This is a genomic window from Pseudomonas sp. B1-22, from assembly GCF_050474425.1.
Classification (GTDB): domain Bacteria; phylum Pseudomonadota; class Gammaproteobacteria; order Pseudomonadales; family Pseudomonadaceae; genus Pseudomonas.
The window spans coordinates 1,190,434-1,215,878 of sequence record NZ_JBCHVH010000001.1 but is presented as its reverse complement, the minus strand read 5'-3'; the positions used below and the strand labels follow the sequence as shown (position 1 = coordinate 1,215,878).

Below are 25,445 nucleotides of genomic sequence, written 5' to 3'. Positions count from 1 at the left end.
CGCGCGCATGGCCCGCTCCTACCGTCGAACACCGTCACACCGCCCCGGCAATCTGCTCCCTGAGCCATTGGTGCGCCGGGTCGCGGTGCGAGCGCTCATCCCAGAGCATCGACATCTCGTACCCCGGCACCTCCACTGGCGCCTCCACCACCCGCAGCAATGGGTTATCCCTCGCCAGCCGCGCCGGCACCATGGCCACCAGGTCGCTGCTTGCCACCGCCGAGATGACGAAGAGAAAGTGCGGGACCGACAACGCCACGCGCCGGCTCAGGCCGACCGCCGCCAGCGTCTCGTCGGTCACGCCGCTGAAACCGCCGCCATCGGGCGACACCATCACGTGCTCCAACTGGCAGAACTGCGCCAGGGTCGGCTTGCGCTTGAGCTTCGGGTGCCCGGCGCGGCCGGCCAGCAGATAGCGCTCGGTGAACAGCGTGCGGCGACGCATGCCCGGCGGGCTGCCTTCGGTGGTGTGGAAGGCCAGGTCGATCTCGCCCTGCTCGGCCTGCCGGGCGATACGCGGCGGCGACAATTGCAGCAGGGCCAGGCGCGTACCCGGCGCGCGACTACGAATGGCACTCAAGGCCGGCAGCAGGATGGTGGATTCGCCGTAGTCGGTCGCGGCGATACGCCAGGTGTTCTGTGCCTGGGCCGGATCGAAGGGTGCGGACGGCGCCACCGCCTGCTCCAGCGCCTCCAGCGCTATGCGCAGCGGCTCGCGCAGGGATTCTGCCCGCGCCGTCGGCCGCATGCCGCGTGGGCCGGGCAGCAGCAACGGGTCGTTGAAGATGTCGCGCAGCTTTGCCAGGTGCACGCTCACCGAAGGCTGGGAGAAATTCAGCCGCTCCGCCGCGCGGGTCACATTGTGCTCGGAGAGCAGCACGTCCAGGGTCACCAGCAGGTTGAGGTCGAGCCTGCGCAGATTATTCATTCATATACCTGGGATACCGGATATTCATTTCCACTATACCTCGGCGAATCGCATCCTGCGCCCATCCCACCGTTCGCAGGAAAGCCGTCATGAAGGTATTGATCGTCTACGCCCACCCCGAGCCGCGCTCGCTCAACGGTTCGCTGAAGGATTTCGCCGTGCGCCGCCTGCAGGCCGCCGGCCACGACGTGCAGGTCTCGGACCTCTACGCGATGAACTGGAAGGCCACCCTGGATGCCGCCGACAGCCTCGACCGCGATCCGGAAGCACGCTTCAATCCGTCGCTGGATTCCAAGCGCGCCTACGCCGCCGGCCGGCAGAGCACGGATATCGCCGCCGAGCAGGAAAAGCTGCGCTGGGCCGACGTGCTGATCCTGCAATTTCCACTCTGGTGGTTCACCATGCCGGCAATCCTCAAGGGCTGGGTCGAGCGCGTGTATGCCTATGGCTTCGCCTACGGCGTCGGCGAGCATTCCGATGCGCGCTGGGGCGACCGCTACGGCGAGGGCAACCTCGCCGGCAAGCGCGCCATGCTGGTGGTCACCGCCGGCGGCTGGGAGTCGCACTACAGCCCGCGCGGCATCAACGGGCCGATCGACGACCTGCTGTTCCCGATCCACCACGGCGTGCTGCACTACCCCGGCTTCGACGTGCTGCCGCCTTACCTGGTGTACCGCACCAGCCGCGTCGATGAGGCGCGTTATGCGCAGATCGAACAGGAACTGGGCGCGCGCCTGGACAGCCTCCAGACCACCGCACCCATCCCCTTCCGCCGGCAGAATGGCGGCGACTACGACATTCCCGCGCTGACCCTGCGCGAGGAGATCGCCCCTCACATCAATGGATTTGCTGTGCATCTGGAGTGATGCCGCTGTTCGCGAGCAAGCTCGCTCCTACAGGATCAGGCAGCACTGCTTTTGGTAGGAGCGAGCTTGCTTGCGAACCGCTGGACCCTCAGGGCTTCACCCGTGGCTCGGCCTCGAAGGCGCGTCGCAGCAACTCGACGAATTCCGGCGCCGCCGGGATTTTCACCTCGCCGATGCGGTTCACCGGCACCGCCGGCGTCCAGGAGTTCATCACCACGGCGCCGGCCAGTCGCGGCAGGTCCTGGCGGTCGATGCACTGCACCGACTGGCGTACACCGAGCTTCTCCAATTGGCGCCGCAGGATACCCATGGTGGTACCGCCCAGCATCCGCGCCTTCGGCCAGATCACCGTCTCGCCGTCCCAGAACGCCAGGTTCCAGATGGTGCCCTCGCTAAGCCGGCCGCGATGGTCGCTGAACACCGCGTCGTCAAAGCCCGCCGCCACCGCTTCGCGCAGGTACCAGGTCTTGGCGAACTCGCCGACGTGCTTGATTTCCGGCAGCACCCGCTCGTGCCCGGCAATGGCCAGCGACAGCGGCCCCTGCGGCCCGTCGGACGGCGGCGCGGTACGCACCAGCAGCTCCGGGCGGTGTTCAGGCCCGGCCACGGTGAACTCGCCAGCGGGGGAATAGACGGTCGCCAGCAGCGACACATCGGTCGGGGCCTGCGCCAGAGCGGCACGCAGGGCGGCGCGAATCTCCTCATCGGCATGGCTCCGGCCGAACAGCCGCTGCGAGGCGTTGCGCAGGCGCTCCAGGTGCAGATCGAGACCGCGAATGCCGCCGTCACGTACCTGCATGGCAGTGAAGTGCGCGTAACCGGCGAAGGCCAGGGGCGCGAGGTCATCGGCGCTGGCCGGCTGGGCATTGCGCTGGGTGATATAGGGGTGGATGGCGGCTGACATGGCGCTGGCTTCCTCTGGTCGATCATCAAGTGCAATCACTATCCGACTTTGACGAGACCAGGAGAAACGAGTATTTCTCGATGGATCATCAAACAGGACTTGAAGATCGATGAGCCGCCCATTCCCCGGTATCCGTTCGCTGCGCACTTTCGAGGCGGCCGGCCGGCACCTCAATTTCACCCGTGCGGCGGAGGAAGTCGGCCTCACGCCAGCGGCGGTCAGCCACCAGATCAAGGAGCTGGAGGACCAGCTCGGCCTCACCCTCTTCACCCGTACCAGCCGCAGCATCCAGCTGACGCCCGGCGGCGCGCTGCTGCTGGAAGCGGCGGCGGAATCCCTCGACCTGCTGCGCCGCGCCACCGTGCGCGCCCGGCGCCTGTCGCGCAGCGCCGAGCAGCTGCGCGTCTCGCTGACCGCGCGCTTCGCCACCCACTGGCTGCTGCCGCGCCTGCCAGCGTTTCGCGCGCTGCATCCGGGGCTGAAGCTCAGCTTCGACGTCAGCGACGAGCTGCGCGACTTTGCCGTGGACGATATCGACCTGGCCATCCGCTTCGGCAGCGGCCATTACCCCGGCCTGCGGGCCGAGCGGCTGTTCGATACGCTGATCGTGCCGGTGTGCTGCCCGAGCCTGCTGACTGAAGGGCCACCCCTGCGCGAGCCGCGAGACCTGCTGGCCCACACCCTGTGCTTCGTGGACTGCGAAACCGAGGGTGCGCCCTGGCCGGACTGGGCGCGCTGGATGACGGCGGCGGGCATGGAGGACTTCGACGCCAGCAACTGCGTGGCCTTCGACGACACCAGCCACGTGGTGCAGGCAGTCCTGGAAGGCGGCGCCGTCGGGTTGGCCGACCGCGCCCTGGTCAGCCGCGAGCTGGAACAGGGACTGCTGGTGCAGCCCTTCGAACTGGGCGTGCCGGTGGCTGAGGACTATGCCTACAACCTGGTCTACCCGCAGGCCAGCGCCGACGACCCAAGGGTTATTGCCTTCCGCGACTGGGCCCTCGCCGAGCTGGCCGGCTAAGCCCCCGGAGCGCCGGCCGCGCCATCCACCCACAGAGGTATTGCTGTCAGATTTTTCCCATCTACGCTGTGCGACACGGAACCCGGGCGCGCCCGGATTCGCACTGAGCAGCGCGCATCGATGAGGAAAATTCGCGAATGACAGAGAACATCGACACCGCTGCAGCCTTTGGCGCACCGAAGGAAACCGCCCGCGAGGGCCGCCTGGGTTATCTGCCCGTCGCCCTGTTCGGCTCGGTGATGGGGCTCGCGGGACTGTGCTCCGCCTGGAAACTGGCCACGGTGATCTACGGTGCGCCGCCATGGGTATCCCAGGCTATCGGCCTGCTGGCGTTGCTGGCCTTCGTCGCAGTCGGCATCGGCTATGCGATCAAGGCCGTTACCGCCCCACACGCAGTGAAGGCCGAATTCCTCCATCCCATCGCCGGCAACCTGTTCGGCACGCTGTTCATCAGCCTGTTGCTGCTGCCCATTCCCCTGGTCAGCTACAGCGTGACGCTGGCGCGCGCCTCCTGGGTCATCGGCACGCTCGGTATGCTGCCCTTTGCCTGGCTGATCATTTCCCGCTGGCTTAGTCAGCGCCAGCACGCAGCCCATGCAACTCCGGCGTGGATCGTGCCGGTGGTGGGCCTGGCGGACATTCCGCTGGCCGTGCCGCTGCTGCAGTGGGAAGGCACCGACGACATCGCCTTCTTCTCCCTGGCGGTGGCACTGTTCTTCGCCGTGCCGCTGTTCACCCTGATCCTCTCCCGCCTGCTGTTCGAGGAACCCCTAGGCGTCGGCCTGCAACCCTCTCTGCTGATCCTCCTGGCGCCCTTCGCCGTCGGTTTTTCCGCCTATGTCAGCATCGTCGGCGACGTCGACCGCTTCGCCAGCGCGCTGTACATGCTCTCGCTGTTCATGCTGGCGGTGCTCGTCGGCCGCCTGCGCCACCTCGCCCGCAATTGCCCGTTCCGCCTGGCCTGGTGGTCGGTGGGCTTCCCGCTGGCCGCTGCGGCGGGCTGCGCATTGCGTTACGCGGCTCACGCACCGGGGCCGTTCACCAATGGCGTGGCGCTGCTCCTGCTGGCCGCCGCCACGGTGGTGATACTGGGAATGGGCCTGCGCACCCTGATTGGCGTGGCCACCGGCCAGTTGCGCAACCTCGCCGGCTGAACCGCGCGTCTTGCCATCCACGACGAATCCTGCGAAAACCCACGCCCTCGCGGCGGTCATGCCGCACCCGCATCACCGGAGAACGCCATGAGCAGCGAACTGCAGATCGAAGATATCGTCGTCGGCGACGGCAAGGCCGTGGTCAAGGGCGCCCTGATCACCACCCAGTACAAGGGCACCCTGGAAGACGGCACCGTCTTCGACTCGTCGTACGACAAGGGCCGCCCCTTCCAGTGCGTGATCGGCACCGGTCGCGTGATCAAGGGCTGGGATATCGGCCTGATGGGCATGAAGGTCGGCGGCAAGCGCAAGCTGTTCGTGCCCGCGCACCTGGCCTACGGCGAGCGCCAGGTCGGCGCGCACATCCAGCCCAACTCCAACCTGCTGTTCGAGATCGAACTGCTGGAAGTCCTTACCCGCGACGACTGATTCTCAGGCGGGAACCGTTTCCACGCTACGCCGCATCGCCAGGATCGCCGTCGGCCCCTGCGCCTTGCGGGTGAACCAGAGCACCCGGCTCACGCCACGGGTAATCGCCACGTAGGCCAGGCGCAGCTGTTCGTCCTGCTGGGCCTGGTCGTAGCTGCTGGCGAAGAAGCCCGAGGCCGCGTACAGCGCGCTGCGGAGCGGGTGCTTCTCCGGCGGCGCGCAGTCGTCGACGATCATCGCCACTTCCGCCTGCAAACCCTTGGCGCGGTGGATGGTCATGCCCTTCACCGGCAGCTTGCGGTCCAGCTCGCCGAGGATGGTCTGCAGGGTTTCATTGCGACGGCTGAGCAGCAGCACGGCGGTCTTCTCCCGCGAACCGCGCGCGGCGACGTGCTCGCACTGCTTACGGATTTCCTCCAGCAGGGTCGGCAGGTTGTTGCGCGCATCGAAGCGCTGCACCAGCTTCACCCCATGGTCGCCCGCCTCCGCCGACTTGAAGGCGCGGCAGGTCTTGGCCTGCTTGTTCGCCACGCCCGCCAGCACCCGATCGCCGTCGCGGATCACCGGGTCGATGCTGCGGTAGTTGGTCTCCAGCAGCAGCACGCGGCTCTTGCGCCGGCCCTTGCTGGGGAAGTGCCGGTCGAAGTCCATGAACAGCTCCGGCGAGCTGCCGCGCCAGGCATAGATGGACTGCCAGTCGTCACCGATGGCCATCAGGCTGACCGCCTCGCCGCGCTTGGCGAGGTCGCGGTGCAGCGCCTGCAGCCATTGCACGATCTGCGGCGAAACATCCTGGAACTCGTCGATCAGCAGGTGCTGGAACGGGGTCAGTGCTTCGGCCGGCAGCTTGCCGTCGCCAAGCTGGTCGGTGAGGCGCTGGAAGGCCAGGTTGAAGGTCAGCAGGCCCTGCTCCTGCAAGGCGGCATCGAAGGCCGCCCAGAACAGTTGCAGCGCTTCGATGAACTGGCGCTCGCGGGGCGGGCAATCGAGTTTTTTCGGCTGCAGCTGAGCGATGCGCAGGCCGATGCTCTCGATGAATCCGGCCTGGGCGTAGAAGGCTTCGAACAGCGGCAGCGCGGTGAACTCGCCGGCCAGCTTGAAGGCATCCAGCGGCGCCTTGCCGATGCGTGGCGGCTTGCCGTCTTCGCCGGCTTCGGGCGGTGGCGGCAGTTCGAGGAGTTGATGCACCAGCGTGCGGAACGGGGCCTGATCGGCGTAGCACTGCTGGTAGACCTGTTTGAGCAGGCGCTGCTGCGCCGGGCGCAGGCGGCCGGCGAGCAAGGGGTTGTCCAGTTCGTCGGCCGGGGTGCGCTCATCGAGCTGCTCGAACCAGCGCGGGTTCTTCAGCGCCACTTTCGCCAGGGTGCCCATGGCCGAGTGGAAGGTGCGCACGCACTGCCGTGCCTGCGCCGCGTCGAACGAATGGCCCCAGTAGCCGAGCACCTTCACCAGTTGCTCGCGCAGTTGCGCGCAGGAGGCGTTAGTGAAGGAAATCACCGTCACCTTCTCGGCCTCGATGCCCAGGTGGCAGAGCATGTAGACCACCCGCAGGACCAGGGTGGTGGACTTGCCGGAACCGGCGCCGGCGAAGATGCGGGTCAGCGGTTCGGGCGCGAGGATCATCGCCCATTGCTCATCCGACGGCAGGCTGACCACCCCGTGGGCGGCGGCCTGGGCCACGCGCTGGCGCATGTCGAGGGCGTGCTGTTCATCGGGCGCCTTGGCGGTGCCGTAGATGCCGGCTGCGGCGGGTGCTCGCGGGCGCTTGGGTGCAGGCGCGTCGCCTTCCTTCTTTGCTTTAGGGGTGCGTTTGGCAGGGGCCTTAGTCGCGCCTTTCGCCTTGCCACGCGCACGGGGCTGCGGCTGCGCCGCTTCGCGCTCGGCGCGCAGGTATTCGGTGGTACGGGGGAAATAACGCGCAAGGGCTTCGGCGACCAGCCGTTTGTAGCGTTCGACAGCAGACTCCATTGGCCCTACCCGATCAGTTACAGCCTTGAATCATAAGCGCTTTTCGGCAACGACAGGCAAGCGGAGGCCCATTGACGCGCCTGTAGACAGCAACGGAATGACAATGATCCAGATTGTCCACCCGGTGCGTGGGTATCAAGTCTGAAGGGGATGGCGCAGATCGCGGATGGAAGACGTACCGTTCCCGTAGGAGCGGGCCATGCCCGCGATTCGCGCCCATGGGGCGCTCCTACAGGTCAGCTCCGCCGTTTCGACTCATGCAGCCGTGCGATGCAGGTCGCGGGCATGGCCCGCTCCTACCAGATACTCCGGCGCCCTGCGGAGAGCGAAGCGATCAGCCCTCGACCAGCTCCACCTTCTCCGGCTCGCGCTTCATCAGCACGCGGCCGTTGCGGATCGAATACAGCGCCTTGGTCTGCTGGCGCACCGCTTCGTAGTCGCTCTCCACCCCCAGCACCAGCAGGTTGGCCGGACGGCCGACGGCGATGCCGTAGCGAGCACCCAGGTTCAGTGCGCGGGCGCTGTTGTCGGTGACCAGGTCGAGCGCGCGCTGCAGGTCCTCGAAGCCCATCATGTGGCAGATGTGCAGGCCGGCATCCAGCACGCGCAGGATGTTGCCGTTGCCCAGCGGGTACCACGGGTCCTTGATCGAATCCTGGCCGAAGCAGACGTTCATGCCGGCGCGGTCGAGCTCGGCTACGCGGGTCACGCCACGGCGTTTCGGGAAGGTGTCGAAGCGGCCCTGCAGGTGGATGCTTTCGGTCGGGCAGGAGACGAAGTTGATGCCCGAGCGCTTGAGCAGGCGGAACAGCTTGGAGCAGTAGGCGTTGTCGTAGGAGCCCATGGCGGTGGTGTGGCTGGCGGTGACGCGACCGCCCATGCCGCGCACACGGGCTTCCTCGGCGAGCACTTCGAGGAAGCGCGAGTTGGGGTCGTCGGTCTCGTCGCAGTGCACGTCCACCAGGCAGCCGGTGCGCTCGGCCAGGTCCATCAGGAACTTGATCGAGCTGACGCCCTGCTCGCGGGTGTTCTCGAAGTGCGGGATGCCGCCGACCACGTCCGCGCCCAGGCGGATCGCCTCTTCCATCAGCTCGCGGCCGCCCTCGTAGGACTCGATGCCCTCCTGCGGGAAGGCAACGATCTGCAGGTCCACCAGGTGCCGCGCCTCTTCACGAACCTCCACCATGGCCTTGAGCGCGGCCAGGGTCGGATCGGTCACGTCGACGTGGGTGCGCACGTGCTGGATGCCGTGGGCGGCCAGCATGCGAATGGTGGTGTGAGCGCGGGACTTGGTGTCCTCGTGTGTGATGGTTTCCTTCCGCTGCGCCCAGCGCTCGATGCCCTCGAACAGCGTGCCGCTCATGTTCCATTCCGGCTCGCCGGCGGTCAGGGTGGCATCGAGGTGGATGTGCGGCTCCACCAGCGGGGCAATGGCGAGGTTGCCACGGGCGTCGATGTCGTCGCCGCTCGCAGCGACGGTGCCGGCTTGCTGCACGACCTCGGCAATCACGTCGCCTTCGCAGCGGATGGTGAACAGGCCGGTCTGCTTGCGCAGCGAGGCGTTGATGATCTTCATGGCTCTTTCTTCCTCTTCAGGCTATTCGTGGCGCGGCGCAGTGGACATGCGCCAGATGAGCAGCGCCACGGAGGTATTCAGGCGGAATTGCGCGTCGTCCAGGGACTGGCCGCTGAGGGCCTCGATCCGCGCGATCCGCTGGTTCAGGGTGTTGCGGTGGATGCCCAGGCGCTGGGCCGCCTTGAGCGCATTGCCGTTCTCCTGAACGAGCGCGTCGAGCGTCTCGATCAGCAGCTGCGGCTGTTTGCGGCCCGGCTCCGTGAGCGGGCCGAGGGTGTCCTTCATGAACTGCTCGACCACCGCGCGATCGGGGATCGCCCGCAGCAGGCGCAGCACACCCAGCTCACGGTAGTCGCAGAAGCCGGCGGGCGCCTGCATGCCTTCGGCGACGTCCAGCGCCTGGCGGGCTTCGAGCAGCGCGCGGGGGAATTCCGCGCACGAATGGGCGCGGGCAGACAATCCGAGATAGGCGCGCAGCGGCGCCAGTTCCTGCTGCAACTCGGTAGCCAGCGCGTGCAGCTCGGCCCGTTCGGCATCCGCCAGCAGCAGGACGAACAGGTCGCCCTGGATCACCACCGGCAGGCGCTCGGGGCGTTCCTGCTGCCAGCTCTCCAGATGGTCGAGCAGGCGCTGGCGGGTCAGTTGCAGCGCGCGCTCAGCCTCCTCCGGTTCCTGCTGCTGGAACAGCCCGTCGACGCCCGAAAGCCGCAGCGCCACCAGGCGGCGCGGCGTTTCCAGCGGCAGCTCCAGATACCGGGCGCGGCGGCGGACGATCTCCAGGCTCGGGTAATCGCCGCTGAGCAGCTGGCCGAGGATGTCGCGGCGCGAGGTCTTCACCTGGGTCATCTGCACCAGCGCCGTGCCGATCAGGTGGGTGACGATGACCATCTTCAGTGCGTAGGGCTGCTCGATCAGTGGCAGGCCTTCCGCTTCGGCGAGCTGTACCACGGAGGGCGGTATGCGCTGGATGAACTCGTCGCCGGTGAGGATGACGATGCCGGCGATGCCGCTGGCGACGCCTTCGCGCACCAGCTGCAGCAGGTTGGCTTCGTCGCGGCTGTGGTTGATGCCGGTGACGAACACCAGCTCGCCGCCCATCACCCAGTCGGCGATGCCGACGTTCTCCGCCACGTAGGACCAGCGCACGCTGCGATGCAGGTTGCGCGCGCCGGCCCGCAGCGCGAGGCTTTCCAGCCCCGGCAAGCGGAGGATTTCCTCGACGCTCAGGCTCAAGCGCGCGGCTCGGCCACCGGCGCGCGGGCGCGGGTGACTTCGGTGAGGACGATGTAGCACAGGGCCGATGCGGCGATGCCCACCAGCGGCGCGATCCACGGCGAAGCGTAGGCCAGGCCCGCGCCCACCGCGTAGGACACCAGGCCCGAAACGTTGAACGCCGGGATGTGGCTGCCCACCAGCGCCGGGTATTCGCCGCGGTTGCGGTACCAGTAGTCCGCCATGATCACGCCACCCAACGGCGGGATGATCGAGCCCAGCAGCACCAGGAACGGGATCAGCCATTCGTACATGCCGCCGATGGCGAGGATGATGCCGATGCCGGCGGCCAGCAGGGTCATGCTGCGGCGGCGCTCGCTGCGCACCAGGTGGCAGGCGGCGGCGGAGACGTTGTAGATGGTCGGGCCCTGGATGGTCCACAGGTTCAGGCAGAGCATGATCACCGCGGCGAAGGACAGGCCCTGCAGCACCATCACTTCGACGATGTCGGCGTTCTGGTAGACGATGGCGCACCAGGCGCCGGCGACGATCATCAGGCCGTTGCCGATGAGGAAGGCGACCACGCTGGCGATCACCGCGATGCGTCCGCTGCGGGCCATGCGGGTCCAGTTGGTGGCCTGGGTCGCGCCGCTGGCGAAGGTGCCGAAGACCATGGTCACGGCGGCGGAGAAGGTCAGGGTCTGGCTCGGCTCCTTCGCCAGCAGGCCGCTCCAGCCGCCGGCGTGGCCGGTGGCGATAACCATGGACGCCACCAGCAGGATGAACATCAACGGCACCGACACGCGGGACATGATGTCCAGGCCCTTGAAGCCGATGATCGCGGTGACCGAGAACAGCAGGCCGAACACCACCATCAGCGGGATGTTCAGCCATTCCGGCAACGACAGCATCTTCACCAGCACGATGGCCACGGTGGCGGTGCCCCAGGCGTACCAGCCCAGTTCCGCGAAGCCGAGGAGGAAGTCGGACAGCTTGCTGCCGCGCTCGCCGAAGCAGAAGCGGCCCATCAGCACGGTGTTCAGGCCGCTGCGCGAGGCGATCAGGCCCAGGGCGGCGGCGTAGAGGGCGAGCAGCACGTTGCCGATGAAGGCGACCCAGAGCATGTCGACGAAGTCGAAGGCCATGCCGATCTTGCCGCCGGCGAACATGGTACCGGTGAAGAAGGTGAAGCTGAACAGGACCATGGCGATGGGCAGCAGGCCCTTGCGCCCTTCCCTGGGCGTCGCGCTCAGGGGGAATTCACTGGGGGAACTCATCGTGGGGGATCTCCGCGAGGATTGGTTGAAGACTCCCGGCCAACGCAAATAGCGGGCCGGAAAAGCCAATCAGGAACGACGCGGAAATTTTGAGCATGTGGAACATTGTGAACTGTTCACAATGCACACTTCCGGTGGGTGTAACGGCGTTTCAAGATAGCTCAAATGTGCATTGTGCGGATTTTCGGGGCGCGGCGCAGCTTTTTCGCACCAAAACTGACGAAACCCTGACTTGAGTTCCTACCGTTGAGCGGGACTCACCACCGGCGGAAACGGCCTCAGACGTCGCTGCACTTCTCGGTCTGGCGCAGGTAGCGCACGGAATGGACCTGCCCGTGGGAGTCCAGATAGGTCATGGTGGCCAGGCTGACTTCGCAGAGTTCGTTGGGCTGCTCGATGCGCAGCACCTTGGCCACGTCCAGCGGCATGCCGTACTGGTAGACCGGCGCTTCATCGGCGAAAGCAGAGAGGGAAAGCAGCACGGCGGGGACGGCGAACAGAAGGGAAAGAGTGGATTTCATGGCAGGCACCTCGGGGATCACGCGGGTCGCGTCGATCGTGGCCCACAGCCATTAAATCTAGTCGAAGTGCCGCTCGGGACACAGAGCGGCTTCGGCAATGGATTTCTTCAGGTTACGCAACAATGTCGGCTTGTCCTGCGCTCAGCCGGAAGGCCCGCGATGGACCGGAAGGATTCGCGGACAAGGGCTAGGCGCCCCCGTCTCTCCTACAGGGAAACTCCTGCGCTCGGGTCGGCCCTCACCCTAACCCTCTCCCAAGGGGAGAGGGGACCGTTCAGTGAAGGATGAAACCGCGACATCAGCCGGCACGATCTGCCCCCTCTCCCTCGGGGAGAGGGTTGGGGTGAGGGCATGCACTGGCACGAGTCTCCAAGAAGGCTGTTGCTCTTACAGTCAGCCAGAGGGCTCGCAATGGGCCGGACGGATTCTCGGACAAGGGCTAGACGCCCCGTCTCTCCTACAGGTGGAATCCGGCGCTGCTTTCGTAGGAGCGGATCTTATCCGCGAAAGGCCCGACGCCGCGCCATGGCTTCCGGCTAGATCGGCGGCGCCGACCGCAACATCACCGACTTCAACGCAAACGCCGACTTGATCCCCGCCACCCCCGGAATCTGCGTCAGCGTATTGGTCAGGAACAGCTGATACGCCGACAGGTCCTTTACCACCACCCGCAGCACGTAATCCGCATCCCCGGTCATCTGGAAGCAGCTCATCACCTGGGGCGCCTGGACGATGCGTTCCTCGAACCGCGCGAGGTAATCGCCGGTCTGTTTTTCCAGGGACACCGAGACGAACACGCTCATGCCGCCGGACAGGCGTTCCTCGTCCAGCCGGGCGAAGTAGCCCTGGATGTAGTGCTCGTCCTCCAGCCGGCGCACCCGGCGCAGGGTCGGGGTCAGCGACAGGCCGATCTTCTGCGCGAGATCGCGCCAGGACAGGCGGCCATCGTCGGCCAGGGCGCGGAGGATTTTCAGGTCGGTGCGGTCTAGATCAGCCATTTTGCTCGGTACTACAAGTGGTTGTTTTTATGGTGCAAACACACTAATCCGTAAGCTCGGAACTAGTCAATTTGGAGCAAAAAACCAATCGGTCACACCTATACTGAAACCACAACTACAACAACCGAGGACCTCACCATGAGTGATGTCACCACCCGCCACGCGACCCCGCGCGGCACCCGCACCGTAGCCTTACCCGGCCGGGTGCGCCCGCCAGGCACGGCCTCTTCCGTTCGCTGATCCACACCCACGATCACAACTGGAGACCCGCCATGACCGACTACGCTCCGCTCCGCCTGCACGTCCCCGAACCCACCGGACGCCCGGGCTGCAAGACCGACTTCTCCTACCTGCACCTGTCGCCCGCCGGCGAGGTGCGCAAGCCCGCCATCGACGTCGAACCCGCGCAGACCACCGACCTGGCCTTCAGCCTGGTGCGCGTGCTCGACGACCAGGGCAACGCCGTCGGCCCCTGGGCCCCGGACCTGAGCCACGAGCAGCTGCTGCGCGGCATGCGCCTGATGCTCAAGACGCGCATCTTCGACGCACGCATGCTCACCGCCCAGCGCCAGAAGAAGATGTCCTTCTACATGCAGTGCCTGGGCGAAGAGGCCATCGCCACCGCCCACACCATGGCCCTGCGCGACGGCGACATGACCTTCCCGACCTACCGTCAGCAAGGCATCCTGATCACCCGCGACTACCCGCTCAAGGACATGATCTGCCAGCTGCTCTCCAACGAGCAGGACCCGCTCAAGGGCCGCCAGCTGCCGATCATGTACTCCAGCCGCGAGAAGGGTTTCTTCTCGATTTCCGGCAACCTCGCCACCCAGTTCATCCAGGCCGTCGGCTGGGGCATGGCCTCGGCGATCAAGGGCGACACCAAGATCTCGTCCGCCTGGATCGGCGACGGCGCCACCGCCGAATCCGACTTCCACACCGCCCTCACCTTCGCCCACGTGTACCGCGCGCCGGTAATCCTCAACGTGGTCAACAACCAGTGGGCGATCTCCACCTTCCAGGCCATCGCCGGCGGTGAAGGCACCACCTTCGCCAACCGTGGCGTGGGCTGCGGCATCGCCTCGCTGCGGGTCGACGGCAACGATTTCCTCGCCGTCTACGCCGCCTCGCAGTGGGCCGCCGAGCGCGCCCGCCGTGGTCACGGCCCGAGCCTGATCGAGTGGGTCACTTATCGCGCCGGCCCGCACTCGACCTCGGACGACCCGTCCAAGTACCGCCCGGCCGACGACTGGACCAACTTCCCCCTGGGCGACCCGATCGCCCGCCTGAAGCAGCACCTGATCGCCCTCGGCATCTGGTCCGACGAGCAGCAGGAAGCGCTGCAGAAGGAGCTGGAAGCCGAAGTGATCGCCGCGCAGAAACAGGCCGAACGCCACGGTTCGCTCGTGGACGGCCACGTGTTCAGCGCCGCCAACCTGTTCGACGACGTCTACAAGGACCTGCCGGAACACCTGCGCCGGCAGCGCCAGGAGCTCGGGGTATGAATGCCGTGAACCAGCAACACGAGAACGCCCAGGCGGTCACCAGCATGACCATGATCCAGGCCCTGCGCTCGGCCATGGACGTGATGCTCGAACGTGACGACAACGTAGTGGTGTTCGGCCAGGACGTGGGCTACTTCGGCGGCGTGTTCCGCTGCACCGAAGGCCTGCAGAAGAAATACGGCACCTCACGGGTGTTCGACGCGCCGATCTCCGAGAGCGGCATCATCGGCGCCGCCGTCGGCATGGGCGCCTACGGCCTGCGCCCGGTGGTGGAAATCCAGTTCGCCGACTACGTCTACCCGGCCACCGACCAGCTGGTGTCCGAGGCGGCGCGCATCCGCTACCGCTCGGTGAACGACTTCACCGTGCCCATGGTGGTGCGCATGCCCTGCGGCGGCGGCATCTACGGCGGGCAGACCCACAGCCAGAGCCCGGAGGCGATGTTCACCCAGGTCTGCGGCCTGCGTACCGTCATGCCGTCCAACCCGTACGACGCCAAGGGCCTGCTGATCGCCTGCATCGAGAACGACGACCCGGTGATCTTCCTCGAACCCAAGCGCCTGTATAACGGTCCGTTCGACGGCCACCACGACCGCCCGGTGACGCCCTGGTCCAAGCACCCGGCCAGCCAGGTGCCGGAAGGCTACTACAGCGTGCCGCTGGACAAGGCCGCCATCGCCCGCCCCGGCTCCGAACTGACCGTGCTGACCTACGGCACCACCGTCTACGTGGCCCAGACCGCCGCCGAGGAGACCGGCATCGACGCCGAGATCATCGACCTGCGCAGCCTCTGGCCGTTGGACCTGGACACCATCGTCGAGTCGGTGAAAAAGACCGGCCGCTGCGTCATCGTCCACGAGGCCACCCGCACCTGCGGCTACGGCGCCGAGCTGATGTCGCTGGTCCAGGAAAACTGCTTCCACCACCTCGAAGCCCCCATCGCGCGCGTGACCGGCTGGGACACCCCCTACCCGCACGCCCAGGAATGGGACTACTTCCCCGGGCCGGCGCGCGTCGGCGCGGCCTTCAAACGCGCCATGGAGGTCTGAATGGGCACTCACATCATCAAGATGCCGGACATCGGCGAAGGCATCGCCGAAGTCGAGCTGGTGGAGTGGCACGTCCAGGTCGGCGATGAGGTCCATGAGGACCAGCTGCTGGCGGAAGTCATGACTGACAAGGCAACGGTGGAGATTCCCTCCCCCGTGGCCGGCAAGATCCTCGCCCTGGGCGGCGTTCCGGGCCAGGTGATGGCCGTGGGCGGCGAGCTGATCCGCCTGGAAGTGGAAGGCCAGGGCAACCTCAAGGAGGCCGCGCAGCCCAAGGCCCACGAAGAAGCTCCGGCAGCCAAGCCGGAAGCCAAGCCGGCTCCCGTCGCCGAAGCGCCCAAACCCGCGCCCCGCGCCGAGAGCAAGCCGGTCGCCCCGGCCACCCGCCCTGCCCCGACGCCGGCCCCGCGCCGTGCACCGGGCGAGAAGCCGCTGGCCTCCCCGGCGGTGCGCCAGCGCGCCCGCGACCTGGGCGTGGAGCTGCAGTTCGTGCAGGGCAGCGGCCCGGCCGGGCGCATTTCCCACGAGGACCTGGAGCACTACCTGGAACACGGCGGCGCCACCATCGCCTCCGGCTATGCCGCGCGCCACGACGAGCACCAGATCCCGGTGATTGGCCTGCGCCGCATGATCGCGAAGAAGATGGCCGAGGCCAAGCGGCGCATCCCGCACTTCAGCTACGTCGAGGAAATCGACGTCACCGACCTGGAAGCCCTGCGCGTCCACCTCAATGCCAAGCACGCCGCCGCGCGCGGCAAGCTCACCCTGCTGCCGTTCATTGCCCGCGCCCTGGTCGTCGCCCTGCGCGACTTCCCGCAGCTCAATGCGCGCTATGACGACGAGGCCGACGTGATCACCCGCTACGGCGCCGTGCACCTGGGTGTCGCCACCCAGAGCGACGCCGGCCTGATGGTGCCGGTGCTGCGCAACGCCGAATCCCGCGACCTGTGGGGCAACGCCGCGGAAGTGGCACGCCTGGCCGAGGCCGCGCGCCACGGCAAGGCCAGCCGCGAGGAACTCTCCGGCTCGACCATCACCCTGAGCAGCCTCGGCGCGCTCGGCGGCATCGTCAGCACGCCGGTGATCAACCATCCGGAAGTGGCCATCGTCGGGGTCAACCGCATGGTCGAGCGGCCCATGGTGGTCAACGGGCAGGTCGTGGTGCGCAAGATGATGAACCTGTCCTCGTCCTTCGATCACCGGGTGGTCGACGGCATGGACGCGGCGGCCTTCATCCAGGCCGTACGCGCCCTGCTCGAACATCCCGCCACCCTGTTCATCGACTGACGGCCCACGCGGTCACTGGAGCCTAACCGTGAAACAGAACCAGACTCTCGAAACCACCCTGCTGGTGATCGGTGGCGGCCCCGGCGGCTATGTCGCGGCGATCCGCGCCGGCCAACTGGGCATCCGCACCGTGCTGGTGGAAGGCGCCTCTCTCGGCGGCACCTGCCTGAACATCGGCTGCATCCCCTCCAAGGCGCTGATCCACGCCGCCGAGGAATACCTGAAAGCCCGCGAGTTCGCCGGCAAGTCGCCGCTGGGTATCAGCGTGCAGGCACCGAGCATCGACATCCAGCGCACCGTGGAATGGAAGGACGGCATCGTCGACCGCCTGACCACCGGCGTCGCCGCATTGTTGAAGAAGCACGGCGTCACCGTGGTGCACGGCTGGGCGAAGATCGTTGACGGCAAGACCGTCGAGGTCGACCTCACCGAAGGCGGCACCCAGCACATCCACACCGAGCACCTGCTGCTGGCGGCCGGTTCCAAGTCCGTTGAGCTGCCCTTCCTGCCGGTCGGCGGCAACGTCATCTCCTCCACCGAAGCCCTGGCGCCCAAGGCACTGCCCAAGCGCCTGGCGGTAGTCGGCGGCGGCTATATCGGCCTGGAACTGGGAACCGCGTACTGCAAGCTCGGCGTGGAAGTCACGGTGGTGGAAGCGCAGCCGCGCATCCTGCCGACCTATGACGAGGAACTGACCAAGCCGGTGGCCAATGCGCTGCGCAAGCTGGGCATCGAGCTGTACCTCGGCCACAGCGTGATGGGCCTGGAGCCGGACGGCAAAGGCCTGCGCGTGCAGGATGGCGCCGGCTCGCAACGGGTGATCGAGACCGACCAGGTACTGGTCGCCGTCGGCCGCCATCCCAATGCCACGGGCTGGAACCTGGAAAGCCTGAGCCTGGACATGAACGGCCGCGCGGTGAAGATCGACGAGCAGTGCAAGACGTCCATGCGCAATGTCTGGGCCATCGGCGACATCGCCGGCGAGCCCATGCTGGCCCACCGCGCCATGGCCCAGGGCGAGATGGTCGCCGAGATCATCGCCGGCAAGCGCCGCGCCTTCACCCCCACGGCGATCCCGGCGGTGTGCTTCACCGATCCGGAAGTGGTGGTGGTCGGCCTCTCGCCGGAGCAGGCGAAAGCCGCCGGCCATGAGGTGCTGACGGCAACCTTCCCGTTCGCCGCCAACGGCCGCGCCATGACCCTGGAATCCAATGACGGCTTCGTCCGCGTGGTGGCACGCAAGGACAACCACCTGATCCTCGGCTGGCAGGCCGTGGGCAAGGCGGTTTCCGAGCTGTCCACGGCCTTCGTGCAGTCGCTGGAGATGAACGCCTGCCTGGAAGACATCGCCGGCACCATCCACGCCCACCCGACCCTGGGCGAGGCGGTGCAGGAAGCGGCGCTGCGCGCGCTGGGGCATGCCCTGCATATCTGATCCGACGTCCCCTCGCTGACCCGCCGAATGGCGGGTCTTTTTTTGCCCGAAGGTTTTGCGCGGGCACCCACCGCTTTTGGGGCGGGCCATGCCCGCCATTCGCGGACAAGGTCCGCTCCTACAGCATCGTAGGGCGCATAACCCGGAACGGGTTATCCGCCGCGGGCTTTGGCGGATAACGCTGCGCGTGATTCGCCCTACATCCTGTGAGTGTTGAGTTTGGGCCTCCCCTCACCCCAGCCCTCTCCCCCAGGAGAGGGAGCAGTCCGAGCCGGCTGATACGACGACTTCATCCTGCACCGAACGATCCCCTCTCCCTCCGGGAGAGGGTTAGGGTGAGGGGCTCTTGATCTCGTAGGAGCGGGCCTTGCCCACGATAGGCGGACAAAGTCCGCCGCCACGGGCGATCACCGCACAGAATGTCGCGCCGACGGCCACTTTCATTACATGCCAACTGACGCCAAATTCGCCGATTTTGGCTGCCTGATGCCGGCTGAATCATCACATACTTCTAGGCTAAACCGCTCACCCCCTCCATTGACCAAATTAACTATTTGGTACATTTTGCTCCCACAGGCCTTTTATCGTGGCCATATAACAACGGAGCCACCCACCCTCATGCCTCACACCCTCCTCGTGCTCAACGGCCCCAATCTCAATCTGCTGGGCACCCGCGAGCCGGCCACCTACGGCCACGAGACCCTCGACGACATCGCCGCGCTCTGCGAGCGCACCGGCGCCGAGTACGGCCTGGAGATCGACTTCCGGCAGACCAACCACGAAGGCCAGCTGATCGACTGGATCCACCAGGCACGCGGCCGCTGCGCCGGCATCCTGATCAACCCGGCGGCCTGGACCCACACCTCGGTGGCCATCCGCGATGCGCTTGCCGCCGTGGAACTGCCGGTCATCGAGGTGCATCTGTCCAATGTGCACGCACGCGAGGAATTCCGGCACCACTCCTTCGTTTCCGCCATCGCCGTCGGCGTCATCGCCGGGCTGGGCAGCGACGGTTATCGCGCCGGCATCCGGCACTTCTCCAAATACTGAAAGGGTGAGCGCCATGAACGAACAACGCACCGTACTGGCCGGCCTGATCGGCGCCGGCATCCAGGCTTCGCGCACCCCGGCCATGCACGAGCGCGAGGGCGACGCCCAGGGCCTGCGCTACCTGTACCGGCTGATCGACCTGGACACCCTCGGTGTCGACGCCAGCGCCCTGCCCGACCTGCTGACCGCCGCCGAGCGCATGGGCTACACCGGGCTGAACATCACCTTCCCCTGCAAGCAGGCAGTGATTCCGCTGCTGGACGAACTGTCCGACGAGGCGCGCGGCATCGGCGCGGTGAACACCGTGGTATTGCGAGACGGCAAGCGCATCGGTCACAACACCGACTGCCTGGGCTTTGCCGAAGGCTTCCGGCGCAATCTCGCCGATGCGCCGCGCGAGCGCGTGGTGCAATTGGGTGCGGGGGGCGCGGGCGCTGCGGTGGCCCACGCGCTGCTCAGCGAAGGCGTGCAGCAGCTGACGATCTTCGAGGTGGATGCGGCCCGCGCCCAGGCGCTGGTGGACAACCTCAACGCGCATTTTGGCGGCCAGCGTGCTCGCGTCGGCCATGATCTTGCCGGCGCGGTCGCCGAGGCCGACGGGCTGGTCAACACCACCCCGGTGGGTATGGCCAAGCTGCCCGGCGCGCCGCTGCCGCTGGAGCTGCTGCACCCGCGCCTGTGGGTGGCGGAGATCATCTATTTCCCGCTGGAGACCGAGCTGCTCAAGCACGCCCGCAGCCTCGGCTGCCGCACGCTGGATGGCGGCAACATGGCGGTGTTCCAGGCGGTGAAGGCGTTCGAGTTGTTCAGCGGCGTGGAAGCGGACGCCGAGCGGATGCTGGCGCATTTCGCCGCGATGTAACGCTCCTGCGCCGATTCCAACCTGTAGGAGCGGGCCATGCCCGCGATCCGCCGGCAGGGCCGGCGTTGGCGTGGCACAGAATTAATTACCGGGTAGATCGACACGCGCCGGATGCAATCGCGGGCATGGCCCGCTCCTACGCGTTCGGCCCAGCTTACGGCTGCACGTAGCGCAACACCGCCTCGATGATCATTTCCTTGTGCCGCGCCTTGATCGCCGCGTCTTCCAGCTCGATCTGGAACAGCGAGCCGACGGTGTGCCGGTTGGACACGCGATAGAAGCAGAACCCGCTGATCAGCATGTGCACGTCGATGGCCTGCAGCCCCTCGCGGATCACGCCGCTGGCGGCACCGCGACGGAGGATGTCCTCGATGGTGCGCAGGATGTTGCTGCTCATCGAGCGGATGGTTTCCGAGCCCGAGGCGAACTGGCCGTAGTGGATGTTCTCGATGCAGACGATACGCACGAAGTCGACGTTGTGATCGTGGTGGTCGAAGGTGAAGTCCACCAGCCGGCGCATGGCCTCCAGCGGTTCCAGCTCGGCCAGGTGCAGGGTCTGCTCGGTGCCGCGGATGTCCCCGTAGAGCTTCTCCAGCACCGCCTGGTAGAGCTGCTCCTTGCTGCCGAAGTAGTAGTAGATCATCCGCTTCGAGGTGTTCATGCGCTCGGCGATGGCGTCCACCCGCGCGCCGGAAAGGCCCTGCTGGACGAACTCGACGATGGCCGCCTGGAGGATGTCTTCGCGGGTCTTCTCCGGGTTGTTCTTGCGCCCCCGGCGCGCGGTGTCGGCGGGGGTCGGCTGGGTGGCGCTGTCGGTCATGGGCTCGGCTTTCGTTCGGCAGGCGCCAAGGCGCCTGCTATGCACTGGTAGGTGCGCGGATTATGCGACCCGAGCGCACCCGAGGCCAAGCACGATGCCGACCTAGGTGCGCGGCCGGCGCGTGGTGCCGTTGCGCGCCTGGGCCATGGCCGCCAGGCGCACGGCGACGTTAGCCGCGCCATAGCCGGTGTAGCCGCCGCGCCGCTGGATGATTTCGAAGAAGAAGCGCTCCTCGAACGGCTCGGTGTACACGTGGAACAGCTCGCCGCCATTGGCGTCGCGGTCGTAGAGCACGTTGAAGTAGGCCAGCTCGCTCAAGAACTCGTCGTCGAAGTCGAAGCGCGCGGCCAGGTCGTCGTAGTAGTTGAGCGGGATTTCCAGCAGCGGTACCCCGGCATCCTTGGCCCGCTCCACCTCGGCGAAGATGTCCTCGCAGGCGAAGGCGATGTGGTGCACGCCGGAGCCGCGATAGCTGGACAGCGCATGGGAGATGGCGGTGTTGCGGTTCTCCGAGATGTTCAGCGGCAGGCGCACGCTGCCGTTGGCGCTGCGCAGGGCGCGGCTCTTCACCAGGCCGTAGGGGTCGGGCAGCACCACTTCATCGTCGGCCTCGAAGTCGAACAGCCCCTTGTAGAACAGCACCCAGCTGTCCAGGCCATCCGCCGGCAACGCCATGGCCATGTGGTCGATGCGTTGCAGCTTGCCGCTGGGCTGCGCAGCCGGGTCGAGGCGGAAGTCCACGTCATAGATGGTCTGCCCGGCGGCGCGTTCTTCCACCAGGTAGATGAGACTGCCGTCCGGCGCGCGCACGGCGGGAATCTCCCGTTCGTTGGGGCCGACCAGCCCGCGATACGGCTGCCCCTTGTAGGCCTGCGCCCGCTCCAGGGCACTGGCGGCGTCACGCACCCGCAACGCGGTGGCGCACAGCGACGGGCCGTGGGCCTCGAAGAAGCTGTGGCCGAAGGAATAGGGTTCGGTATTGAGCACGATGTTGATGTCGCCCTGGCGCAGCAGGCTCACCGCCTTGGAGCGGTGTTCGCCGGCGCGGGCGAAGCCCAGGCGCTCCAGCCAGTTGCCCAGGCGCGCGCCGAGGGCTTCGTCGACGGCGAATTCGAGGAATTCCACACCGTCCAGCTGACCGGCCGGCGGTGGCGCGAACAGGCAGTCCAGCTGTTCCTGCGACAGGCCTTCGCGCTCCAGTCGGGCGCGGGTCTTCTCTTCGAGATAGAGCAGCGAGCGCAGGCCGTCGGCGGCATTGGCGCGCGGCGGCGCGGCGCGGAAGCCATCGTTGAAGACCTCCAGCGACAGCGGGCCGCGATAGCCGCTTTTCAGGATCGGCGCGAGGAAGCCCGCCAGGTCGAACTCGCCCTGGCCGGGGAAGTTGCGGAAGTGCCGGCTCCACTCCAGCACGTCCATGGCCAGGATCGGCGCGTCGGCCATCTGCACGAAGAAGATCTTCTCCCCCGGAATCTGCGCGATGCCGGCCGGGTCGCCCTTCAGCGAGAGGGTGTGGAAGCTGTCGAGGATCACGCCCAGCGCCGGATGATTCACCTCGCGCACCAGGTCCCAGACCTGCTGCCAGGTGTTCACGTGGCGGCCCCAGGCCAGCGCCTCGTAACCCACGCGCAGGCCACGGGCGCCGGCGCGCTCGGCGGCCAGGCCGAGGTCTTCGAGGAGGAATTTGCGCTCGCCGAGGGAGTCGGCGGCGACGTTGCTGCACATCAGCACCAGGTCGGTGCCCAGCTCCTGCATCAGGTCGAACTTGCGCTCCAGGCGGTCGAGGTTGCGCGGCAGGCGGTCGCGGCGGCAGCCCTCGAAGTCGCGGAACGGCTGGAACAGGGTGATCGCCAGGCCGAGGCCTTCGCACAACCGGCGCACGTCGCGGGGGCTGCCGCCGTAGTAGAGGAGATCGTTCTCGAAGATTTCCACGCCGTCGAACCCGGCGGCGGCGATGGCTTCGAGCTTGTCCGGCAGGGTCCCGCTGAGGGAAACGGTGGCGATCGAACGCTGCATCTTCTGACTCCTGCCGGGCGTGGTGAGGGTGCTTGTCGGAAGGGTCCCCGGCCTGGATCGATTATTCTGGCGGCCGGGGCGCGCAGCAATTTAAAGTGTACTAACTGGTTAGTTTTGTGTTCGATTACCGAACGGAAGGCCGTTTATCGAATTGACCCGGTTCCGGCCTCTGCTCAACATTTAGCCACGCCGACGCAATCCGGCCGCTCCCCAGGCGCCTGCCCTTGTCTGGAGGAGATGCACCCGCCGCTGCGAGATGGCCTGCGTGTCATCCATAACAATTTCAAGAACGGGTAACTGCTCATGTACGTACCTCAACCTCGCCCCGCCGCCTCCGTCCCCTATCCGCAGACTCGCCTGGCCCGCCTGATGCCAGGCCTGTGTCCGCTGCTCGGCCACTGCCGCGCGCACTGATTTCCGCCAGCCAGCGCAAGCCTTCCTGCCCTCCTCGCCGCCCGGCGGTGGAGCACGCATTCGGCTTGCGACACGACAATAATTCTCAGGGCTGCACGCCAGCCCCATAACGGATGGCCCCGATCATGATCCATACGCAATCCGCTCCCCTCGCCGCCGTCGCTCCGCACGGTTCCTCCTTCTTCGGCAAGGTGCGTGGCGCCATGGCCGTCGGCAAGGTCCGCTGGGGCATGCTCGCCCTGGTGTTCTTCGCCACCACCCTGAACTACATCGACCGCGCCGCCCTGGGCGTGATGCAGCCGATTCTCGCCGAGAAAATGGCCTGGACGGCCATGGACTACGCCAACATCAACTTCTGGTTCCAGGTCGGCTATGCCATCGGCTTCGTGCTGCAGGGCCGGCTGATCGACCGCATCGGCGTGAAGCGCGCGTTCTTCTTCGCCGTGCTGCTGTGGAGCTTCGCCACCGGCGCCCACGGGCTGGCCAGTTCGGCGGCCGGCTTCATGATCTGCCGCTTCATCCTCGGGCTGACCGAGGCGGCCAACTACCCGGCCTGCGTGAAGACCACGCGCCTGTGGTTCCCGGCCGGCGAGCGCGCCGTCGCCACCGGCATCTTCAATGCCGGCACCAACGTCGGCGCCATGCTCACTCCCGCGCTGCTGCCGCTGATCCTCGCGGCCTGGGGCTGGCAGGCGGCGTTCCTGTGCATGAGCGCGCTGGGTTTCGTCTGGGTAGTGCTGTGGAGCCTGAAGTACTTCAACCCCGAAGAACACCCGACGGTGAAGCAGAGCGAGCTGGACTACATCCAGGCAGCCGACGAGCCGCCGGCCGAGCGCGTACCCTTCTCCGCCATCCTGCGCATGCGCGGTACCTGGGCCTTCGCCCTGGCCCTTTCGCTGACCGCACCGGTGTTCTGGTTCTACCTCTACTGGCTGCCGCCCTTCCTCAACCAGCAATACGGCCTGGGCATCAGCGTCACGCAGATGGGCATCCCGCTGATGCTGATCTGGCTGACCGCGGACTTCGGCAGCATCGGTGGCGGCATCCTGTCGTCCTGGCTGATCGGCCGCGGCATGAAGGCCATCAACGCGCGCCTGCTGTCGATGCTCATCTGCGCCTGCGCGATCATCGGCGTGATCTTCGCCGCCAGGGCCAGCGGCCTGTGGATCGCCGTGGCCGCCATCGCCCTGGGGGTGGGCGCGCACCAGGCCTGGACGGCGAACATCTGGAGCCTGGTGATGGACTACACGCCCAAGCACATGATGAGCACGGTGTTCGGCTTCGGCGGGATGTGCGCGGCGATTGGCGGCATGTTCATGACCCAGATCGTCGGCTACATCCTCACCGTCACCCACAACAACTACGCGATCCTCTTCACCTTGATCCCGACCATGTACTTCCTGGCGCTGACCTGGATGTTCTTCATGGCCCCGCGCAAGGTCCCCGGCGCGACGGAGTGACGCTTGATCCGCGTAGGGCGCATAACCGGGAACCGGTTATCCGCCGGCCCTTGCGGCGCATAACGCTGGCGCGTTATGCGCCCTACGAAGCAAGGCGCGCAGTACCGGAATGACGCACCCGCTGCAATGAAAAACCCCGCCGATTGGCGGGGTTCTTATTTGTGCGTTTATTTCTTCAGCGGCGTGAGCACCGGGGCGTTCTCGTCCAGCAGCATCCACACCAGCAACTTGGCCGGTTTCTGGTTGCTGGCGTTGCGCGAGACCAGGTGCGGCGTGTTCGGAGCTTCGTACCAGGACTGGCCGGCCTGGTAGGTCACCGGTTTCTGCCCTTCCAGCTGGGAGATCACCGCGCCTTCGAGCACGTAGGCGAACACCGAGCCACTGTGCACGTGGGGGCCGGACGACTGCCCCGGCTCGTAGGAGACGGTGAGCATCAGCCCCTTCTTGCCCGCGGCATCGGGAAGCTTGTGTTCCTGCTGGGTGGCGACCGTCTCTTCACCCGTACCGTGGGCGAAGACCGGCAGGCTCAGGGCCAGGGCGAGGCCTGTGATCAGGAGTTTCAGGGAAGGGGCTGCGGGCATGGCGGGTTCCTCGGAGAGTGACTGGATGAGTCCACGCTACGCCCGGCGGGGGTGAGGGCCAACCGCCAATTCCGGGGAAGATCGGGGGGCCATTGGTGGTGGCCGGTCAGCCAGT

22 protein-coding genes are annotated in these 25,445 nt (G+C 66.7%); 11 read left to right on the top strand and 11 right to left on the bottom strand.

Features of this window, described 5'->3' with window-relative positions; all coding sequences use genetic code 11:
- Positions 1 to 34: 34 nt before the first annotated feature.
- The gene (locus tag ACQ5BL_RS05695; protein WP_243804754.1) at positions 35 to 928 is read right to left on the bottom strand and encodes a LysR family transcriptional regulator; all 894 of its coding nucleotides are present in this window, start codon (positions 926 to 928) and stop codon (positions 35 to 37) included.
- An 89-nt stretch (positions 929 to 1,017) separates the two neighbouring features.
- Between ACQ5BL_RS05695 and ACQ5BL_RS05690 the strand changes: the two genes are divergently transcribed.
- A complete protein-coding gene (locus tag ACQ5BL_RS05690; RefSeq protein ID WP_243804755.1) occupies positions 1,018 to 1,794 on the top strand; it encodes an NAD(P)H-dependent oxidoreductase in 777 nt (258 codons plus the stop codon).
- Positions 1,795 to 1,882: 88 nt separating this feature from the next.
- Here the strand turns inward: ACQ5BL_RS05690 and ACQ5BL_RS05685 are convergent, their stop codons facing one another.
- Positions 1,883 to 2,698 (bottom strand): aminotransferase class IV family protein, encoded by an 816-nt coding sequence (locus tag ACQ5BL_RS05685; protein ID WP_243804756.1) that lies wholly within the window; start codon positions 2,696 to 2,698, stop codon positions 1,883 to 1,885.
- A 109-nt stretch (positions 2,699 to 2,807) separates the two neighbouring features.
- On the opposite strand from ACQ5BL_RS05685, the gene gcvA reads away from it, so the two are divergent.
- From gcvA to ACQ5BL_RS05670, 3 genes are all read left to right on the top strand, one after another.
- Complete coding sequence (gene gcvA / locus ACQ5BL_RS05680) at positions 2,808 to 3,719, top strand: transcriptional regulator GcvA (protein ID WP_243804757.1); 912 nt, start codon at positions 2,808 to 2,810, stop codon at positions 3,717 to 3,719.
- 137 nt (positions 3,720 to 3,856) lie between these two features.
- Entirely contained in the window at positions 3,857 to 4,873 is a 1,017-nt protein-coding gene (locus ACQ5BL_RS05675) for an SLAC1 anion channel family protein (RefSeq protein ID WP_243804758.1), read from the top strand.
- 87 nt (positions 4,874 to 4,960) lie between these two features.
- Positions 4,961 to 5,302 carry an FKBP-type peptidyl-prolyl cis-trans isomerase gene (locus ACQ5BL_RS05670; RefSeq protein ID WP_207883299.1) on the top strand — a complete coding sequence of 114 codons (342 nt, stop codon included), beginning with the start codon at positions 4,961 to 4,963 and terminating at the stop codon, positions 5,300 to 5,302.
- Between the two features lie 3 nt (positions 5,303 to 5,305).
- On the opposite strand, the gene ACQ5BL_RS05665 is transcribed toward ACQ5BL_RS05670, so the two are convergent.
- From ACQ5BL_RS05665 to ACQ5BL_RS05640, 6 genes are all read right to left on the bottom strand, one after another.
- On the bottom strand, positions 5,306 to 7,270 hold the full coding sequence (locus ACQ5BL_RS05665; RefSeq protein WP_243804759.1) for a DEAD/DEAH box helicase: 1,965 nt from the start codon (positions 7,268 to 7,270) through the stop codon (positions 5,306 to 5,308).
- Positions 7,271 to 7,604: 334 nt separating this feature from the next.
- On the bottom strand, positions 7,605 to 8,846 hold the full coding sequence (gene codA / locus ACQ5BL_RS05660) for a cytosine deaminase (RefSeq protein WP_243804760.1): 1,242 nt from the start codon (positions 8,844 to 8,846) through the stop codon (positions 7,605 to 7,607).
- Between the two features lie 21 nt (positions 8,847 to 8,867).
- A complete protein-coding gene (locus ACQ5BL_RS05655; RefSeq protein WP_243804761.1) occupies positions 8,868 to 10,079 on the bottom strand; it encodes a PucR family transcriptional regulator in 1,212 nt (403 codons plus the stop codon).
- Entirely contained in the window at positions 10,076 to 11,335 is a 1,260-nt protein-coding gene (codB, locus tag ACQ5BL_RS05650) for a cytosine permease (protein ID WP_243804762.1), read from the bottom strand. The genes ACQ5BL_RS05655 and codB overlap by 4 nt, the downstream gene beginning before the upstream one ends.
- A gap of 278 nt (positions 11,336 to 11,613) precedes the next feature.
- A complete protein-coding gene (locus ACQ5BL_RS05645) occupies positions 11,614 to 11,856 on the bottom strand; it encodes a DUF2790 domain-containing protein (protein ID WP_207883288.1) in 243 nt (80 codons plus the stop codon).
- Positions 11,857 to 12,392: 536 nt separating this feature from the next.
- The gene (locus ACQ5BL_RS05640; RefSeq protein ID WP_207883286.1) at positions 12,393 to 12,854 is read right to left on the bottom strand and encodes an Lrp/AsnC family transcriptional regulator; all 462 of its coding nucleotides are present in this window, start codon (positions 12,852 to 12,854) and stop codon (positions 12,393 to 12,395) included.
- A gap of 272 nt (positions 12,855 to 13,126) precedes the next feature.
- Between ACQ5BL_RS05640 and ACQ5BL_RS05635 the strand changes: the two genes are divergently transcribed.
- The 6 genes from ACQ5BL_RS05635 (at position 13,127) to ACQ5BL_RS05610 (ending at position 20,042) form a co-directional block, all read left to right on the top strand.
- A complete protein-coding gene (locus ACQ5BL_RS05635) occupies positions 13,127 to 14,359 on the top strand; it encodes a 3-methyl-2-oxobutanoate dehydrogenase (2-methylpropanoyl-transferring) subunit alpha (RefSeq protein WP_243804763.1) in 1,233 nt (410 codons plus the stop codon).
- Entirely contained in the window at positions 14,356 to 15,408 is a 1,053-nt protein-coding gene (locus ACQ5BL_RS05630) for an alpha-ketoacid dehydrogenase subunit beta (RefSeq protein WP_207883282.1), read from the top strand. Before ACQ5BL_RS05635 ends, ACQ5BL_RS05630 begins: the two co-directional genes overlap by 4 nt.
- Complete coding sequence (locus ACQ5BL_RS05625) at positions 15,409 to 16,695, top strand: dihydrolipoamide acetyltransferase family protein (RefSeq protein WP_243804764.1); 1,287 nt, start codon at positions 15,409 to 15,411, stop codon at positions 16,693 to 16,695.
- A gap of 28 nt (positions 16,696 to 16,723) precedes the next feature.
- Positions 16,724 to 18,130, top strand: a complete 1,407-nt coding sequence (gene lpdA, locus ACQ5BL_RS05620; protein WP_243804765.1) for a dihydrolipoyl dehydrogenase — start codon at positions 16,724 to 16,726, stop codon at positions 18,128 to 18,130.
- Positions 18,131 to 18,748: 618 nt separating this feature from the next.
- Complete coding sequence (gene aroQ, locus ACQ5BL_RS05615; protein ID WP_243804766.1) at positions 18,749 to 19,180, top strand: type II 3-dehydroquinate dehydratase; 432 nt, start codon at positions 18,749 to 18,751, stop codon at positions 19,178 to 19,180.
- Between the two features lie 13 nt (positions 19,181 to 19,193).
- A complete protein-coding gene (locus ACQ5BL_RS05610; RefSeq protein ID WP_243804767.1) occupies positions 19,194 to 20,042 on the top strand; it encodes a shikimate dehydrogenase in 849 nt (282 codons plus the stop codon).
- Between the two features lie 154 nt (positions 20,043 to 20,196).
- On the opposite strand, the gene ACQ5BL_RS05605 is transcribed toward ACQ5BL_RS05610, so the two are convergent.
- Positions 20,197 to 20,862, bottom strand: coding sequence for a TetR/AcrR family transcriptional regulator (locus ACQ5BL_RS05605; RefSeq protein ID WP_243804768.1), 666 nt, complete (start codon positions 20,860 to 20,862; stop codon positions 20,197 to 20,199).
- Positions 20,863 to 20,964: 102 nt separating this feature from the next.
- Positions 20,965 to 22,875, bottom strand: a complete 1,911-nt coding sequence (gene quiC / locus ACQ5BL_RS05600; RefSeq protein WP_243804769.1) for a 3-dehydroshikimate dehydratase QuiC — start codon at positions 22,873 to 22,875, stop codon at positions 20,965 to 20,967.
- A gap of 539 nt (positions 22,876 to 23,414) precedes the next feature.
- On the opposite strand from quiC, the gene ACQ5BL_RS05595 reads away from it, so the two are divergent.
- Positions 23,415 to 24,749, top strand: a complete 1,335-nt coding sequence (locus ACQ5BL_RS05595; protein WP_243804770.1) for an MFS transporter — start codon at positions 23,415 to 23,417, stop codon at positions 24,747 to 24,749.
- A gap of 167 nt (positions 24,750 to 24,916) precedes the next feature.
- Here the strand turns inward: ACQ5BL_RS05595 and ACQ5BL_RS05590 are convergent, their stop codons facing one another.
- Entirely contained in the window at positions 24,917 to 25,330 is a 414-nt protein-coding gene (locus ACQ5BL_RS05590; protein WP_243804771.1) for a cupin domain-containing protein, read from the bottom strand.
- Positions 25,331 to 25,445: the final 115 nt, after the last annotated feature.

What these genes read in the sequence shown, in the direction of transcription:
- ACQ5BL_RS05695 (WP_243804754.1), bottom strand. Translation starts at nt 928, where the DNA reads ATGAATAATCTGCGCAGGCTCGACCTCAACCTGCTGGTGACCCTGGAC.
- ACQ5BL_RS05690 (WP_243804755.1), top strand. Translation starts at nt 1,018, where the DNA reads ATGAAGGTATTGATCGTCTACGCCCACCCCGAGCCGCGCTCGCTCAAC.
- ACQ5BL_RS05685 (WP_243804756.1), bottom strand. Translation starts at nt 2,698, where the DNA reads ATGTCAGCCGCCATCCACCCCTATATCACCCAGCGCAATGCCCAGCCG.
- gcvA (WP_243804757.1), top strand. Translation starts at nt 2,808, where the DNA reads ATGAGCCGCCCATTCCCCGGTATCCGTTCGCTGCGCACTTTCGAGGCG.
- ACQ5BL_RS05675 (WP_243804758.1), top strand. Translation starts at nt 3,857, where the DNA reads ATGACAGAGAACATCGACACCGCTGCAGCCTTTGGCGCACCGAAGGAA.
- ACQ5BL_RS05670 (WP_207883299.1), top strand. Translation starts at nt 4,961, where the DNA reads ATGAGCAGCGAACTGCAGATCGAAGATATCGTCGTCGGCGACGGCAAG.
- ACQ5BL_RS05665 (WP_243804759.1), bottom strand. Translation starts at nt 7,270, where the DNA reads ATGGAGTCTGCTGTCGAACGCTACAAACGGCTGGTCGCCGAAGCCCTT.
- codA (WP_243804760.1), bottom strand. Translation starts at nt 8,846, where the DNA reads ATGAAGATCATCAACGCCTCGCTGCGCAAGCAGACCGGCCTGTTCACC.
- codB (WP_243804762.1), bottom strand. Translation starts at nt 11,335, where the DNA reads ATGAGTTCCCCCAGTGAATTCCCCCTGAGCGCGACGCCCAGGGAAGGG.
- ACQ5BL_RS05645 (WP_207883288.1), bottom strand. Translation starts at nt 11,856, where the DNA reads ATGAAATCCACTCTTTCCCTTCTGTTCGCCGTCCCCGCCGTGCTGCTT.
- ACQ5BL_RS05640 (WP_207883286.1), bottom strand. Translation starts at nt 12,854, where the DNA reads ATGGCTGATCTAGACCGCACCGACCTGAAAATCCTCCGCGCCCTGGCC.
- ACQ5BL_RS05635 (WP_243804763.1), top strand. Translation starts at nt 13,127, where the DNA reads ATGACCGACTACGCTCCGCTCCGCCTGCACGTCCCCGAACCCACCGGA.
- ACQ5BL_RS05630 (WP_207883282.1), top strand. Translation starts at nt 14,356, where the DNA reads ATGAATGCCGTGAACCAGCAACACGAGAACGCCCAGGCGGTCACCAGC.
- ACQ5BL_RS05625 (WP_243804764.1), top strand. Translation starts at nt 15,409, where the DNA reads ATGGGCACTCACATCATCAAGATGCCGGACATCGGCGAAGGCATCGCC.
- aroQ (WP_243804766.1), top strand. Translation starts at nt 18,749, where the DNA reads ATGCCTCACACCCTCCTCGTGCTCAACGGCCCCAATCTCAATCTGCTG.
- ACQ5BL_RS05610 (WP_243804767.1), top strand. Translation starts at nt 19,194, where the DNA reads ATGAACGAACAACGCACCGTACTGGCCGGCCTGATCGGCGCCGGCATC.
- ACQ5BL_RS05605 (WP_243804768.1), bottom strand. Translation starts at nt 20,862, where the DNA reads ATGACCGACAGCGCCACCCAGCCGACCCCCGCCGACACCGCGCGCCGG.
- quiC (WP_243804769.1), bottom strand. Translation starts at nt 22,875, where the DNA reads ATGCAGCGTTCGATCGCCACCGTTTCCCTCAGCGGGACCCTGCCGGAC.
- ACQ5BL_RS05595 (WP_243804770.1), top strand. Translation starts at nt 23,415, where the DNA reads ATGATCCATACGCAATCCGCTCCCCTCGCCGCCGTCGCTCCGCACGGT.
- ACQ5BL_RS05590 (WP_243804771.1), bottom strand. Translation starts at nt 25,330, where the DNA reads ATGCCCGCAGCCCCTTCCCTGAAACTCCTGATCACAGGCCTCGCCCTG.